This window comes from Mesorhizobium sp. M2C.T.Ca.TU.002.02.1.1, from assembly GCF_003997225.1.
The window spans coordinates 1-13,823 of the sequence record NZ_RZTO01000064.1 but is presented as its reverse complement, the minus strand read 5'-3'; the positions used below and the strand labels follow the sequence as shown (position 1 = coordinate 13,823).

Sequence of the window (13,823 nt, the reverse complement as noted above, 5' to 3'; positions counted from 1 at the left end):
ATCTTGGCCGCGTCGCTGCCGCCGGTTATGACGATGTGCGCCCCCGCTCGGGCAAACGCCAGGGCGACGGCCTTGCCGATGTTCTGGCCGGCCGCGGTAATGACCGCTACCCGCCCCTTCAAGCCGGGAACTTCCATGTGCTCACCTGTGGATCACGAGGGCGCGGAGCGCGTCCTGTCCCAACCTTGTAGATTGAGAAACCAAACAGGGGCTATGCCAGGAAGCAAACCGCCATAGGTCTAGGCTAGATGCCCGCCATCGCCAGCAGGGTCTTCATCCGTGCGATGGCAAGATCGGGGTCGGCCAACAGGCCGGCCTGATCGGAGAGCCGGAAGACGTCCGCGTAGTGGCATATGCCGCGCGCCGACTGCATGCCGCCGACCATGGTGAAATGGTCCTGATGCCCGTTCAGCCAGGCCATGAAGACGATGCCGGCCTTGTAGTATTCGGTCGGCGTTTCGAAGATCTTGCGCGACAGCGGCACGGTCGGCGCCATCAGCGCGTCGTAACCGGCCTTGTCGCCCTCCGCCAACTTCGCCAGCGCGGCGTTGGCCACCGGGGCGATGGCGTCGAAGATGCCGAGCAGAGCATGCGAATGCCGCCTGCCGTCGCCGGCGATCAGCTCGGGATAATTGAAATCATCGCCGGTGAACATCACGACGCCCTCGGGCAGCCGGTCGCGCAGCAGCACCTCCTTCTCCGCGTCGAGCAGCGATATCTTGATGCCCTCGACCTTGTCCGCATGCCGCTCGATGATGGCGACGACCGTGCCGAGCGCCGTATCGAAATCGTTGCTGCCCCAATAACCCTTGAGCGCCGGATCGAACATGTCGCCCAGCCAGTGCAGGATCACCTTGCCCGATGCCTGTGAGAGCATCCGGTCATAGACGCGGGCATAGTCGTCCGGTCCCTTTGCCACCGCCGCCAGCGCGCGGCTTGCCATCATGATCGCCTTGCCGCCTTCGCCTTCGACGAAGGCGAATTGATCTTCATAGGCGCCGATGACGTCGTCGAGCGTCTTGGCCGCCGCGGGCGCCAGGTGATCGGTTCCCGCCCCCGATGCGAGGTCGGCGCCCGGCACCGTTTTGGCCTCCGCTATCGAGCGCCGGATCAGTTCCTTGGCGCTCGCCCAGTCGAAACCCATGCCGCGTTGGGACGTGTCCATGGCCTCGGCGATGCGGAAGCCGAGCCGCCACAGATGATGGCGGAACGCCATGGTCCTGTCCCAGTCGACCGCCGGCCGCGACCAGGGGTTGGTCATGGCGATGGGATCGGCAACGACATGGGCGGCGGCATAGGCGATGCGCGAAAACCGCGCGCTCTTGTTTGGCTCGACCGGTCTGCCGACGAGCCGGTAGCTGACCCGGTCGCCGTTTGCCGCAGGCAAGGTAATGTGCATGGAACTCTCCCGTTGCGGGTCGCTATAAATGGAACGTTCCAATAAATCAAGAAGCTTTATGATTCAAGGCATCCGCGTCGACGCGGCATAGCACCTCCATGGAGAAATGCTTGCGTTGGCGGGAGTTTTGAACCGCTCCAATCAATTTTTCGAATCCCACGGGAATCATGATTGACTCTGATTTGGATCGATGATTAGAACGTTCCAATAAATTTGCTCAAAAAACGCGGAGGATGGAACGAGGATGGCCAGCCGGGCCAAGGCGACGATCCTGGACATCGCCCGCGAGGCCGGCGTGTCCAAATCGACGGTGTCGCTCGTGCTGCAGGGCAGCGGGCTGATCCGGCCTGAAACCGCGACCAAGGTGCGCAAGGCGATCGAGGATGTCGGCTATGTCTACAACCGCGGCGCCGCCAATCTGCGCAAGGCCCATTCCAACGTCATCGGCATGGTGATCAACGATCTCACCAACCCCTTTTTCGCCGAGCTTGCCGTCGGCATGGAGCGCGTCTTCCAGGCGGCGGGCGTCGTGCCCTTCATCGCCAACACGGCGGAAAACCCGGTGCGCCAGGAAGAGGTGCTGAAGTCGCTCATGGAACAGGGTGTCGCCGGCCTTATCGTCTCGCCGGCGCGCGGTACCACGCCGGGCGCCTTCCGCCGCATCGAGTCGGCCGGCGTGCCGATCGTCTTCACCATGCGCCGGCTGCCCGAAAGCCGCATTCCGGTGATCGCGCCGGACAACCATCGCGGCGCCTTTATCGCCACCGAGCATCTGATCCGCAAGGGCCATCGCCGCCTGGCATTCTTCGGCGGCTCGTCCGATCTTGTCGTCTACCACGAGCGACTGGGCGGGTTCCTTGAAGCCTGCGAAACGCTCGGCATTCCCGCCTCCGACCGGCTGATCGTCGAGGGCGAGACCAGCCGCAAGGGGGGCATGGCCTGCCTGGAGACGGCGCTTGCCGCGGCGCAGCCGCCGACGGCGGCGCTTTGCTTCAACGACGCGGTCGCCTTCGGCGCCATGCTGGCGCTGCGCAAACGCGGCCTCGAGGCGGGGGCGGACTTTGCCGTCGTCGGCTTCGATGACGTCGCCGAGGCCGAGCACTACAGCCCGGCGCTGACCAGCGTTGCCGTCGACACCGCCGGCCTCGGCGAGCGCGCCGCTCATGTGATGCTGAAGATGATCCAGTCGCGCACCACGCGCGCCGAGGACCATATCGGCGCCGTCAGCCTGGTCGTGCGGGAAAGCAGCGGTCCGGACCGCAACAGCCAAGTGGGAGACGCGGCATGAGCGTGCGATGGGGATTGATCGGCGCCAGCACGATCGCCAGACAGTTCATGATCGATGCCATCCGCGCGCAAGCCGATGGCGAGGTTGCCGCAGTGGTGAGCTCGAATCCCGAGCGCGCGGTGGCCTATGCCCGCGAGAATGGCATTCCGGCCGCCGTCTCGACCCTCGATGCGCTGCTCACCAAGGACATCGACGCCGTCTACATCTCGACCACCAACGAATTGCACCTCGAGCAGGGCCTTGCCGCGATCAAGGCCGGCAAACATGTACTGTGCGAAAAGCCGCTGGCGCTGACCAGCGCCGATGCGCGCAAGCTGGTCGTCGCCGCGAAAGCCGCCGGCATCGTCTTCGGCACCAACCATCATCTGCGCAATGCCGGCGCGCATCGCGCCATGCGCGAGGCGATTGCCGCCGGCCGCATCGGCAAGCCGATCGCGGCGCGCGTCTTCCACTCGGTCTTCCTGCCGGAGAACCTGCATGGCTGGCGCGTCACCAGGCCCGAAGCCGGCGGCGGCGCGGTGCTCGACATTACCGTGCACGATGCCGACACGCTGCGCTTCGTGCTTGGCGACGACCCGGTCGAGATTTCGGCTTTCACGCAATCGGCCGGCATGGCCGGGAGCGGCCTGGAGGACGGCGCCATGTGCATCTGGCGCTTCAAGTCGGGAGTCATCGCGCAATCGCATGAGGGCTTCACCACGAAATTCGCCGGCACCGGCTTCGAAGTGCATGGCTCGGAAGGCTCGCTGATCGCCGCCAATGTGATGACGCAGAGGCCGGTCGGCTCGGTGCTGCTGCGCACCGCGAAGGGCGAGGAGGAGCTGAATTTCGATCGCGAGGACCTCTACACCCGCTCGGTCCGCCAGTTCCATGCCGCGATCCGCGGCGAGGGCCAGCCTGCCGCCACCGGCGAGGACGGCATCTGGTCGCTGGCTTCCGCCGAAGCAGCGCTTCAATCGTCGAAGACCGGCAAGGCCGTCGCTATCGACCCGCAACTCGGGAGCCTCGCGTGAGCAAGCTCGTATCGGCGGCCCATGCCGCCGGCCTGATCAAGGACGGCATGGTCGTCTCGGTGTCGTCGTCGAGCGGCCTCGGCTGCCCCGACGCCGTGCTTGCCGCGATCGGCGAGCGTTTCGACGCGGAAGGCCATCCGAAGGCGATCACCACGCTGCACCCGATCGCCGCCGGCGACATGTACGGCATCAAGGGCATCGACCATCTCGCCAAGCCCGGCCTGTTGAAGCGCACGCTCTGCGGCTCCTATCCGTCCGGCCCCTCTTCCTCCGAACCGCCGCAGATCTGGAAGATGATCGGCGACAATTCCGTCGCTGCCTACAACGTTCCCTCAGGCATCCTCTTCGACATGCATCGCGAGGCCGCCGCCAAGCGGCCGGGCGTGCTGACCAAGGTCGGCCTCGACACCTTCGCCGATCCGCGCCACCAGGGCTGCGCCATGAACGCCGCGGCCAGCGAGCCGATCGTCTCGGTCCAACAGTTCGATGGCGAGGAATGGCTCTATTTTCGCGCCATCGTGCCGAACATCTCGATCATCCGCGCCACCACGGCCGATGAGCGCGGCAACCTCACCTATGAGCATGAGGGCGCCTATCTCGGCGGCCTGGAACAGGCGCTTGCCGCCCGCAACAATGGCGGCATCGTCATCGCGCAGGTCAAGCGCGTGGTCGAGAACGGCACGCTGAAGCCGCATGACGTGCGCGTGCCGGGCGTGTTGGTCGACCACATCGTGGTGGCGCCCGACCAGTTGCAGACGACCCAGACGCCTTACGATCCGGCGATCTCGGGCGAGATCTTCCGGCCGCTGTCGACCTTCCGCACGCCCGAGATGAACATCCAGAAGGTGATCGCACGCCGCGTCGCCATGGAATTGCGCGATGGCATGGCCGTCAACATCGGCTTCGGCATCTCGGCCAACGTGCCGCGCATCCTTCTGGAGGAAGGCCAGCACGGCAAAGTCACCTGGGTGATCGAGCAGGGCGCGGTCGGCGGCGTGCCGCTGCTCGACTTCAAATTCGGCTGCGCCTCGAACGCCGAGGCGATCATGCCTTCGCCGCACCAGTTCATCTATTTCCAGGCCGGCGGCTTCGATGCCTCGCTGCTCTCCTTCCTGCAGATCGACCGCCACGGCTCGGTCAACGTCTCCAAGCTTTCGGCGCGGCCGCATGTGACGGCCGGCGCCGGCGGCTTCGTCGACATCACCGCGCGGGCGAAGAAGATCGTCTTCTCCGGTTTCTTCAATGCGGGCGCCAAGCTTTCCCTGGCCAACGGCGCGATCCGCATCGACCAGGAAGGCAAGGTCAAGAAGATCGTCGAGGAGGTCGAGCACATCTCCTTCTCGGGAAAACGCGCCGTCGCGCAAGGGCAGGACATCACCTATATCACCGAGCGCTGCGTGATGAAGCTGACGCCGGACGGGTTGATGGTGACGGAGCTGGCGCCCGGCGTCGACCTCGAACGCGATGTGCTGGCGCAGGCCGAGATTCCGCTTGGCGTCGCGAATGACCTCAAGGTCACACCTGCGTCGCTCTACCAGGATCGGCCGATCGGCCTGTCGCTCAACGGCGGCGCCTCGCTCGGAGGTGCAAATGGCTGAACGTCTCGTCACCTTCGAAAGGGACGGCGCCGTCGGCATCGTCACGCTGCGTCGTCCGGAAAAATTCAACGCCCTCGACATTCCGATGCTGCGCGCGCTCGAAGCGGCGCTCGACGAAGCGGAGCTGGCCGAAGGCGTCCGGGTTGTCCTCATTTGCGGCGACGGCAAGGGCTTCTGCGCCGGCGGCGACGTCGAAGCCTGGGGCGCGATGAGCGCCGCCGATTTCCAGGTGCAATGGGTGCGCTACGGCCACCGCGTCTTCGACCGCCTGGCCCGGCTTCGCCAGCCGACCATCGCGGTGCTTTCGGGCCATGCGTTGGGCGGCGGACTGGAACTGGCCGCGGCTTGCGACTTCCGCGTCGCCGAGGCGCAGATAAAACTCGGCTTCCCCGAAACCTCGATCGGCGTGGTGCCGGGCTGGTCGGGCACACAGCGCGCCGTGCGCCGCTTTGGTGCACAGAGCGTGCGCCGGATGGCGATTGGCGGCGAGATTTTCCTCGCCCCGGACGCGCTCGCGCACGGCATCGTCGACCGGCTGGTCGAGACCGGCAAGGCCTTCGACGAAGCGAAAGCCTGGGCCGAGAAGATCGCCGAGCGCGGTCCGCTGGCGACCGAGGCCGCCAAGCTGATGATCGCCGTTGCCGAGGGCGAGGAAGACGCCGCCGCGACCGAGGCGCTGGCCAGCGGCTTCATCGCGCTCACCGCCGACCTGAAAACCGGCGTCGGCGCCTTCAAGGCCAGGCAGAAGCCGGCCTTTTCGAGATCCTAGAGAAGACATGATGAACGCACCGCTCAACATTGCCATGCCGGCCGAAGCGTCCCAGGCACCGAAGGCCTATAAGCTGCTGGTCGACGGCAAGCATATCGATGCCCGTGACGGCCGCAGCATCGAGCGCGCCAGCCCAGGCCACGGCTTCGTCGTGTCCCGTTATGCGCAAGCGGGCGCGGCTGAGGTCGAGGTGGCGGTACAGGCCGCGCACAAGGCTTTCGAGACCGGTCCGTGGCCGCGCATGAAGGCGTCGGAACGCGCGGCGGTGCTGTTCAAGACCGCCGACCTGATCGAGACCCGGCTGGAAGAGATCGCCCGCCTCGACGCGCTGGAATCCGGCAAGCCGATCGCCCAGGCGCGCGGCGAGATCGGCGGCGCGATCGACATCTGGCGCTATGCGGCCTCGCTTGCCCGCACGTTGCATGGCGAGAGTTACGCCAACCTGGGCGACGATATGCTGGGCGTCGTGCTGCGCGAGCCGATCGGTGTCGTCTCGATCATCACGCCGTGGAACTTCCCCTTCCTGATCGTCAGCCAGAAGCTGCCTTTCGCGCTTGCCGCAGGCTGCACGGCGGTGGTGAAGCCGAGCGAGATGACGTCGGCCTCGACCTTCGTGCTCGGCGATATCCTGCTCGAAGCCGGCTTGCCGGCCGGCGTCGTCAACATCCTCGCTGGCTTCGGCGCCGATGTCGGCGCGCCGATGGTCAACCACCCGCTGGTCGAGATGGTATCCTTCACCGGCTCGACCCGCGTCGGCAAGATGACCATGGCGACGGCGTCCAATTCGCTGAAGAAGGTCTCGATGGAGCTCGGCGGCAAGAACGGCCAGATCGTCTTCCCCGACGCCGACCTCGAGGCGGCGGCCGATGCCGCCGTGTTCGGTGGCTTCTTCAACGCCGGCGAATGCTGCAACGCCGGCAGCCGCCTGATCGTGCACGAGGCGATCGCCGACGACTTCCTGAACGCGGTCAAGGCGCTAGCCCGGGAGGTCCGCGTCGGCGATCCGCTCGACGACCGCACCAAGGTCGGCGCGATGATCTCGGCCGACCATATGGAAAAGGTAGCCGGCTATGTAACGGCGGCGAAAACCGACGGCGGCGACGTTTTCACCGGCGGCGCCCGGCTTGCATCCAACGCCGGGCAATATCTCGATCCGACCATCATCCGCAACGTTACAGAGGACATGGCGATCGCCCGCGAGGAAGTGTTCGGGCCGGTGCTGTCCGTGCTCACTTTTGAAACGATTGAAAAGGCATTGCGCATTGCCAACAACACGCCCTATGGTCTGTCTGCAGGGGTGTGGAGCGCCGGCGTCGACACATGCATGTCGGTGGCGCGCGGTGTGCGTTCGGGGACGGTTTGGGTGAATACGTTCATGGAAGGTTATCCCGAACTGCCCTTCGGCGGCTACAAGCAGTCCGGTCTGGGACGCGAACTCGGCAAACGCGCCGTCGAGGACTATACCGAGGAAAAGACGATCCAGTTTCATCGCGGCCAGCGCACCGGTTGGTGGGTCGGCTGAGTTGGGAGACCCCGGCGGACCCCCGCCGGTTATGCGTATGCAACAAGGGAGGTAGTACATGTTGCGCAAACTCTTTATCGGAACGGCTCTTGCGACGAGCTTTGCGTTCTCGGCGCATGCCGCGGACGTCAAGGAAGTGCAGATGCTGCATTGGTGGACGTCGGGCGGCGAAGCGGCTGCTCTCAACGTGCTGAAGCAGGATCTCGCCAAGGAAGGCTATGCCTGGAAGGACGTGCCGGTGGCCGGCGGCGGCGGCGACGCCGCCATGACCGCGCTGAAGGCGATGGTCGCGGCCGGCAACTACCCGACCGCCTCGCAGATGCTGGGCTACACCGTGCTCGACTATGCCGCCGCCGGCGTCATGGGCGACCTGACCGAGACCGCCAAGAAGGAAGGCTGGGACAAGTCGGTTCCCGCCGCCCTGCAGAAGTTCTCCGTCTATGACGGCAAGTGGGTTGCTGCTCCGGTCAACGTCCACTCCGTCAACTGGCTGTGGATCAACAAGGCGGTGATGGACAAGATCGGCGGCACCGAGCCGAAGACCTTCGACGACTTCGTGGCATTGCTCGACAAGGCCAAGGCGGCCGGCGTCATCCCGCTCGCTCTGGGCGGCCAGAACTGGCAGGAAGCCACCATGTTCGATTCCGTCGTGCTGTCGACCGGCGGGCCGGAGTTCTACAAGAAGGCGATGAACGACCTCGATGAAGAGTCGCTCAAGTCCGACACGATGAAGAAGTCGTTCGACAACCTCGCCAAGCTCGTCACCTATGTCGATCCGAACTTCTCGGGCCGCGACTGGAACCTCGCCACCGCCATGGTCATCAAGGGCGACGCGCTGGTTCAGGTCATGGGCGACTGGGCCAAGGGCGAGTTCCACGCCGCCAACAAGACCCCGGGCACCGACTTCCTGTGCTACCGCTTCCCGGGCACCGACGGCTCGGTGATCTACAACTCCGATATGTTCGGCATGTTCAACGTTCCGGACGACCGCAAGGCCGCCCAGGTCGCGCTTGCCACCGCCACTTTGTCGAAGAGCTTCCAGTCGGCCTTCAACGTGGTGAAGGGTTCGGTTCCGGCCCGCACCGACGTGCCGGACACCGACTTCGACGCTTGCGGCAAGAAGGGCATCGCCGACCTGAAGAAGGCCAATGAGGGCGGCACGCTGTTCGGCTCGCTGGCTCAGGGCTATGGCGCCCCGCCGGCCGTCGCCAACGCCTACAAGGATGTCGTGTCGAAGTTCGTCCATGGTCAGATCAAGACCTCCGACGAGGCCGTGACCGAGCTGGTCAAGGCGATCGACGACGCCAAGTAAGGTTCACGTGAACCAGGTCTCCCCCGCTCCGGCGGGGGAGGTCTCCTGTCGACAAACGGTGCGGGAAAGACCCTGGTGCATTCCGGCGCCGGGCCGTTTCCGACCAACCGGTACTGGATGAGCCGATGAGCACAGTTGCCGAAACCCAGATCAAGCTGACACCGGAGCACGACGCCCGTCCCGGCGCGACGGTCCGTTCGCGGCTGCAGGACCTGCTGCCGAAGATCGTGTTGGCGCCGAGCTTCGCGGCGACGATCGTCTTCGTCTACGGCTTCATTCTATGGACGATCTATCTGTCCTTCACCAATTCCAAGACCTTCCCGTCCTACGACATCACCGGCGCCCGCGCCTATCAGCGGCTGTGGCGCTGGACCTTCGAGAGCGACCCGCCGTCGAGCTGGTACACCTCCATCACCAATATGGGCATTTTCGGCTTCCTCTACATCGCCATCTGTCTGGCGCTCGGCCTGTTCCTGGCCATCCTGCTCGACCAGAAGATCCGCGGCGAAGGCGTGCTGCGGCCGATCTACCTCTACCCGATGGCGCTCTCCTTCATCGTCACCGGCGTCGCCTGGAAGTGGTTCCTCGATCCTGGCCTCGGCCTTGAGCAGACGCTGCATCAATGGGGCTGGACGAGCTTCCATTTCGACTGGATCAAGAACAAGGATTTCGTCATCTACACGGTGGTCATCGCCGGCGTCTGGCAGGCCTCGGGCTTCATCATGGCGATGTTCCTGGCCGGCCTTCGCGGCATCGACGGCGAGATCATGAAGGCGGCGCAGATCGACGGCGCGTCCACCTTCCAGCTCTACCGCCGCATCGTCATCCCGCTGCTGCGGCCCGTCTTCCTGTCGGCCTTCATCGTGCTCGCGCATCTCGCCATCAAGTCCTACGACCTGGTCGTCGCGCTGACCAGCGGCGGGCCGGGCGGCTCGGCCTGGCTGCCGTCGAACTTCATGTATGAGTTCACCTTCAAGCGCAACGAGATGGCGGTCGGTTCGGCGAGCGCGGTGATCATGCTGATGACGCTGACCGCGATCATCGTGCCTTACCTCTATTCCGAGCTCAGGGAGAAGCCGCGATGAGCACTGTTGCCTCGCCTGCCCGTCCGGCTTCGAGCGGCATGAGCGCCAGGACGCTCAACCGCATCGTCATCTACGGACTGCTCGCGCTGTTCGCGATCTTCTACCTGATGCCGCTCTTCGTCATGCTGGTCACCTCGTTCAAGACCATGGATGAGATCCAGAACGGCAACATGCTGTCGCTGCCGCAATCGCCGACCATCGAGCCTTGGTTCAAGGCCTGGGGCCAGACCTGCGTCGGCCTCACCTGCGCCGGCATCAAGGGCTATTTCTGGAACTCCATCAAGATGGTGGTCCCGGCCGTGCTGATCTCGACGCTGCTCGGCGCCCTCAACGGTTACGTGCTGACCAAATGGCGCTTCCGCGGCCACACGCTGGTTTTTGCGATGATGCTGTTCGCCTGCTTCATCCCCTTCCAGTCGGTGCTGTTGCCGATGGCGACCATCCTCGGCAGCCTCGGCCGCTTCGGCGCCACCCTGCAGAACGCGACCGGGTTCAATTTCGGCCTCGGCAATTCGACGGTGAACCTGGTCTTCGTCCACGTGGTCTACGGCCTCGGTTTCACCACCTTGTTCTTCCGCAATTATTACGAGGCCTTCCCGACCGAGCTGGTGAAGGCGGCGCAGGTCGACGGCGCGTCCTTCTTCCAGATCTTCCGCCGCATCATGCTGCCCAACTCGATGCCGATCTTCGTCGTCACCGTCATCTACCAGTTCACCAACATCTGGAACGACTTCCTGTTCGCCTCGGCTTACGCCGGCACGGGCGACGTGATGCCGATGACGGTGGCGCTGAACAATGTCGTCAACACCTCGACCGGCGTCGTCGAATACAACGTCAACATGGCGGCGGCGATGATCGCCGCGCTCCCCACCCTGATCGTCTACGTCGTCGCCGGCCGCTATTTCGTGCGCGGGCTGATGGCCGGCGCGGTCAAGGGCTGACCACTTTCTTAAAGGAACGACCATGGCTTTTCTGGAAATTGATGGGCTGAAGAAGCGCTTCGGGAATGTCGAGATCCTGAAGGGCATCAATGTCGAGCTCGAAAAGGGCGGCTTCCTGGTGCTGGTCGGCCCGTCCGGCTGCGGCAAGTCCACGCTGCTCAACACGATCGCCGGGCTGGAGCAGATCACCGAGGGCGAGATCCGCGTCGACGGCCGCGCCATCAACGACCTGCATCCTTCGAAGCGCGACATCGCCATGGTCTTCCAGAGCTACGCGCTCTATCCGAACATGACGGTGGCCGGCAACATCGCCTTCGGCATGGAGATGCGCGGCGTGCCGGCGGCCGAACGTCAGGCGGCGATCGACAAGGTGGCCAAGATCCTGCAGATCGGCCACTTGCTCAACCGCAAGCCCAGCCAACTCTCCGGCGGCCAGCGCCAGCGCGTCGCGATGGGCCGGGCGCTGGTGCGCGACCCGAAGCTCTTCCTGTTCGACGAGCCGCTTTCCAACCTCGACGCCAAGCTGCGCGTCGACATGCGCATCGAGATCAAGCGCCTGCATGCCACGACCGGCACGACGATCGTCTATGTCACCCACGACCAGATCGAGGCGATGACGCTGGCGACCAAGATCGCAGTGATGCGCGACGGCGAGGTGCAGCAATTCGGCACCCCCGCCGAGATCTACAACAACCCGACCAACATCTTCGTCGCCGACTTCATGGGCTCGCCGGCGATGAACCTGATCCCGGCCAAGATCGACGGCAATGGCAGCGGGCTTTCGGTCGTGCTGGACCGCGAGTCGCGCCAACCGATCGTGCTGCCGATGCCCGGCGCGCCCGCCGGCCTTGCGGCCTTCAAGGACAAGCAGGTCATCTTCGGCGTGCGTCCCGAAGCGCTGACCGACCCGGAAGGCGCCGAGCGCAACGGTTCCAGCATCGCCACCGCCGACTGCCACATCGAGGTGGTGGAGCCGGCGGGATCGGACACGTTCGCCGTCACCAATCTCGGCGGCAAGGGCGTGGTGGCGCGGCTCAGAGCCGACGCCAGGATCCAGCCCGGCACCAGCACGCCGCTTGCCTTCAACCTCAGCAAGGCGGTGTTCTTCGACCCGGCGACCGAGAAGCGTATTCTCTGATGCATGTCGCCCAAAAGTGGCTCCGGTTTTGGGGCAACGACATGCATCAAAATAAAGATCTTTAGACTATGGCAAACCCCGATATCGTCATCATCGGCTCCGGCATCGGCGGCGCCACGATCGCCTCCGGCTTGGCCGGCAGCGGCGCCTCGATCCTGATCCTGGAGCGCGGCGAGCCGCTGCCCGCGACACCGCATGCGCGCTCGACGCGATCGATCTTCGTCGACGAGCACTACCGGCCAAAGGAGATGTGGCGCGAAGCCGGCGGCGCTGCGTTCAATCCCGGCAACTACTACTATGTCGGCGGCAACTCGAAATTCTTCGGCGCGGTCCTGATCCGCTACCGCAAGGAGGCTTTTTCCGAGCTCGAGCATTTCGGCGGCGTCTCGCCGGCCTGGCCGTTTTCCTATGACGAATTCGAGCCGTGGTATTCGAAGGCCGAGCAGTTGTTTCGCGTGCGCGGCTCGCTCGGCGAGGACCCGACCGAGCCATTCCATTCGATCCCCTACGCCTTCAAGCCGGTGCCGGACGAGCCGCCGATCGCGCGCGCCCGCGCCGAACTGAAAGCCCTCGGATTGCATCCCGCTTCACTGCCGCTCGGCGTCGACATCGAGACCTGGCTGAAGGAAGGCAAGACCGGCTGGGACGCCTTCCCCAACACCGGCCAAGGCAAGATCGACGCCCAGACCGGCCCGCTGACGGCAGCGCTCACCGACAAGAACATCCGGCTTGAAACCGGCGCCCATGTCGACTGGCTCGAAACCACGCCGGACGGCAAAACGATTGCCGCCATCCACTACACAAAGAACGGCGCGCAAAAGACGCTGTCGCCGAAGCTCGTCATCCTGTCCGCCGGCGCGATCAACTCGGCCGCCATCCTGCTGCGCTCGCCTTCAGCCAATACTGGCAAGAATGGGGGCAAAGGCCTCGCCAACAGCTCCGACCAGGTCGGGCGCAATTTCATGAACCACAATTCGAGCGCGATGCTGGCGATCGACCCGCGCCGCCGCAACGACAGCGTCTACCAGAAGACGCTGATGCTCAACGATTACTATCTGTCGGACGGCAAGGGCGGCAAGCCGCTCGGCAATGTGCAGCTGCTCGGCAAGATCGATGGCAACATGCTCAAGGCCAATGTGAAGACGATGCCGAAATTCGTGCTCGACTTCATGGCCGGCCACGCCGTCGACTGGTACCTGATGTGCGAGGACCTGCCCGACCCCGAAAGCCGCATCATGGTCGACGGCAAGGAGATCGTCATGCAGTGGCGGCGCTCCAACATGCAGTCGCTGGAAGGCCTGACCAAGGTCATGCGCGAAAACCTGCGCGCCTGCGGCTATCCGATCGTGCTGTCGCGCCCCTTCGACAAGCGCACGCCATCGCATCAGTGCGGCACGGTGAAGATGGGGAACGACCCGGCCACTTCACCCCTCGACACGTTCTGCCGCGCCTACGACCACCAGAATCTCTACGTCGTCGACGCCGGCTTCCTGCCGACTTCCGCCGCCGTCAATCCGGCGCTGTCGATCGCGGCGCAAGCGTTGCGCGTCGCCGATCACATCCGCAAGACGGAACTCGCCGCATGACCCGCCCCGCGGCCATCGTCACCGGCGGCGCGCGCGGCATCGGGCTCGCCTGCGCCGAGGCGCTGGCCGATGCCGGCTTCGACATCCTTGTCGCCGATCTTGCCGAAAACCCGTCAGACAAGCTCGCCGCCAACTTCGCGGCTCGGAGCGCGAAATTCGCCTACTTCCAATG

The 13,823-nt window shown here is 64.8% G+C and carries 12 protein-coding genes; 11 read left to right on the top strand and 1 reads right to left on the bottom strand.

The genetic code is table 11. From position 1 onward, the window contains the following. Positions 1-244 precede the first annotated feature (244 nt). Positions 245-1,399 (bottom strand): dihydrodipicolinate synthase family protein, encoded by a 1,155-nt coding sequence (locus tag EOD07_RS05695; protein ID WP_127234302.1) that lies wholly within the window; start codon positions 1,397-1,399, stop codon positions 245-247. A 244-nt stretch (positions 1,400-1,643) separates the two neighbouring features. Between EOD07_RS05695 and EOD07_RS05690 the strand changes: the two genes are divergently transcribed. The 11 genes from EOD07_RS05690 to EOD07_RS05635 all read left to right on the top strand — a co-directional run. After that, positions 1,644-2,687, top strand: a complete 1,044-nt coding sequence (locus EOD07_RS05690) for a LacI family DNA-binding transcriptional regulator (RefSeq protein ID WP_127234301.1) — start codon at positions 1,644-1,646, stop codon at positions 2,685-2,687. Next, positions 2,684-3,700 (top strand): Gfo/Idh/MocA family oxidoreductase, encoded by a 1,017-nt coding sequence (locus EOD07_RS05685; protein WP_127234300.1) that lies wholly within the window; start codon positions 2,684-2,686, stop codon positions 3,698-3,700. The genes EOD07_RS05690 and EOD07_RS05685 overlap by 4 nt, the downstream gene beginning before the upstream one ends. Continuing rightward, positions 3,697-5,298 (top strand): acyl CoA:acetate/3-ketoacid CoA transferase, encoded by a 1,602-nt coding sequence (locus tag EOD07_RS05680; RefSeq protein ID WP_127234299.1) that lies wholly within the window; start codon positions 3,697-3,699, stop codon positions 5,296-5,298. The genes EOD07_RS05685 and EOD07_RS05680 overlap by 4 nt, the downstream gene beginning before the upstream one ends. Beyond that, positions 5,291-6,067 (top strand): enoyl-CoA hydratase/isomerase family protein, encoded by a 777-nt coding sequence (locus tag EOD07_RS05675; RefSeq protein ID WP_127234298.1) that lies wholly within the window; start codon positions 5,291-5,293, stop codon positions 6,065-6,067. Before EOD07_RS05680 ends, EOD07_RS05675 begins: the two co-directional genes overlap by 8 nt. A gap of 10 nt (positions 6,068-6,077) precedes the next feature. Continuing rightward, positions 6,078-7,589, top strand: coding sequence for an aldehyde dehydrogenase family protein (locus EOD07_RS05670; RefSeq protein ID WP_127234303.1), 1,512 nt, complete (start codon positions 6,078-6,080; stop codon positions 7,587-7,589). 58 nt (positions 7,590-7,647) lie between these two features. Beyond that, positions 7,648-8,901 (top strand): ABC transporter substrate-binding protein, encoded by a 1,254-nt coding sequence (locus tag EOD07_RS05665; RefSeq protein WP_040990105.1) that lies wholly within the window; start codon positions 7,648-7,650, stop codon positions 8,899-8,901. Positions 8,902-9,026: 125 nt separating this feature from the next. After that, the gene (locus tag EOD07_RS05660; protein ID WP_127234297.1) at positions 9,027-9,986 is read left to right on the top strand and encodes a sugar ABC transporter permease; all 960 of its coding nucleotides are present in this window, start codon (positions 9,027-9,029) and stop codon (positions 9,984-9,986) included. Next, positions 9,983-10,927, top strand: coding sequence for a carbohydrate ABC transporter permease (locus EOD07_RS05655; protein ID WP_127234296.1), 945 nt, complete (start codon positions 9,983-9,985; stop codon positions 10,925-10,927). Before EOD07_RS05660 ends, EOD07_RS05655 begins: the two co-directional genes overlap by 4 nt. A 22-nt stretch (positions 10,928-10,949) precedes the next feature. After that, positions 10,950-12,065, top strand: a complete 1,116-nt coding sequence (locus tag EOD07_RS05650; RefSeq protein ID WP_127234295.1) for an ABC transporter ATP-binding protein — start codon at positions 10,950-10,952, stop codon at positions 12,063-12,065. A 68-nt stretch (positions 12,066-12,133) separates the two neighbouring features. Then, the gene (locus tag EOD07_RS05640) at positions 12,134-13,651 is read left to right on the top strand and encodes a GMC family oxidoreductase (protein ID WP_127234294.1); all 1,518 of its coding nucleotides are present in this window, start codon (positions 12,134-12,136) and stop codon (positions 13,649-13,651) included. Beyond that, the coding region (locus EOD07_RS05635; RefSeq protein WP_127234293.1) for an SDR family NAD(P)-dependent oxidoreductase at positions 13,648-13,823 on the top strand (176 nt) is incomplete at its 3' end. The genes EOD07_RS05640 and EOD07_RS05635, both read left to right, overlap by 4 nt.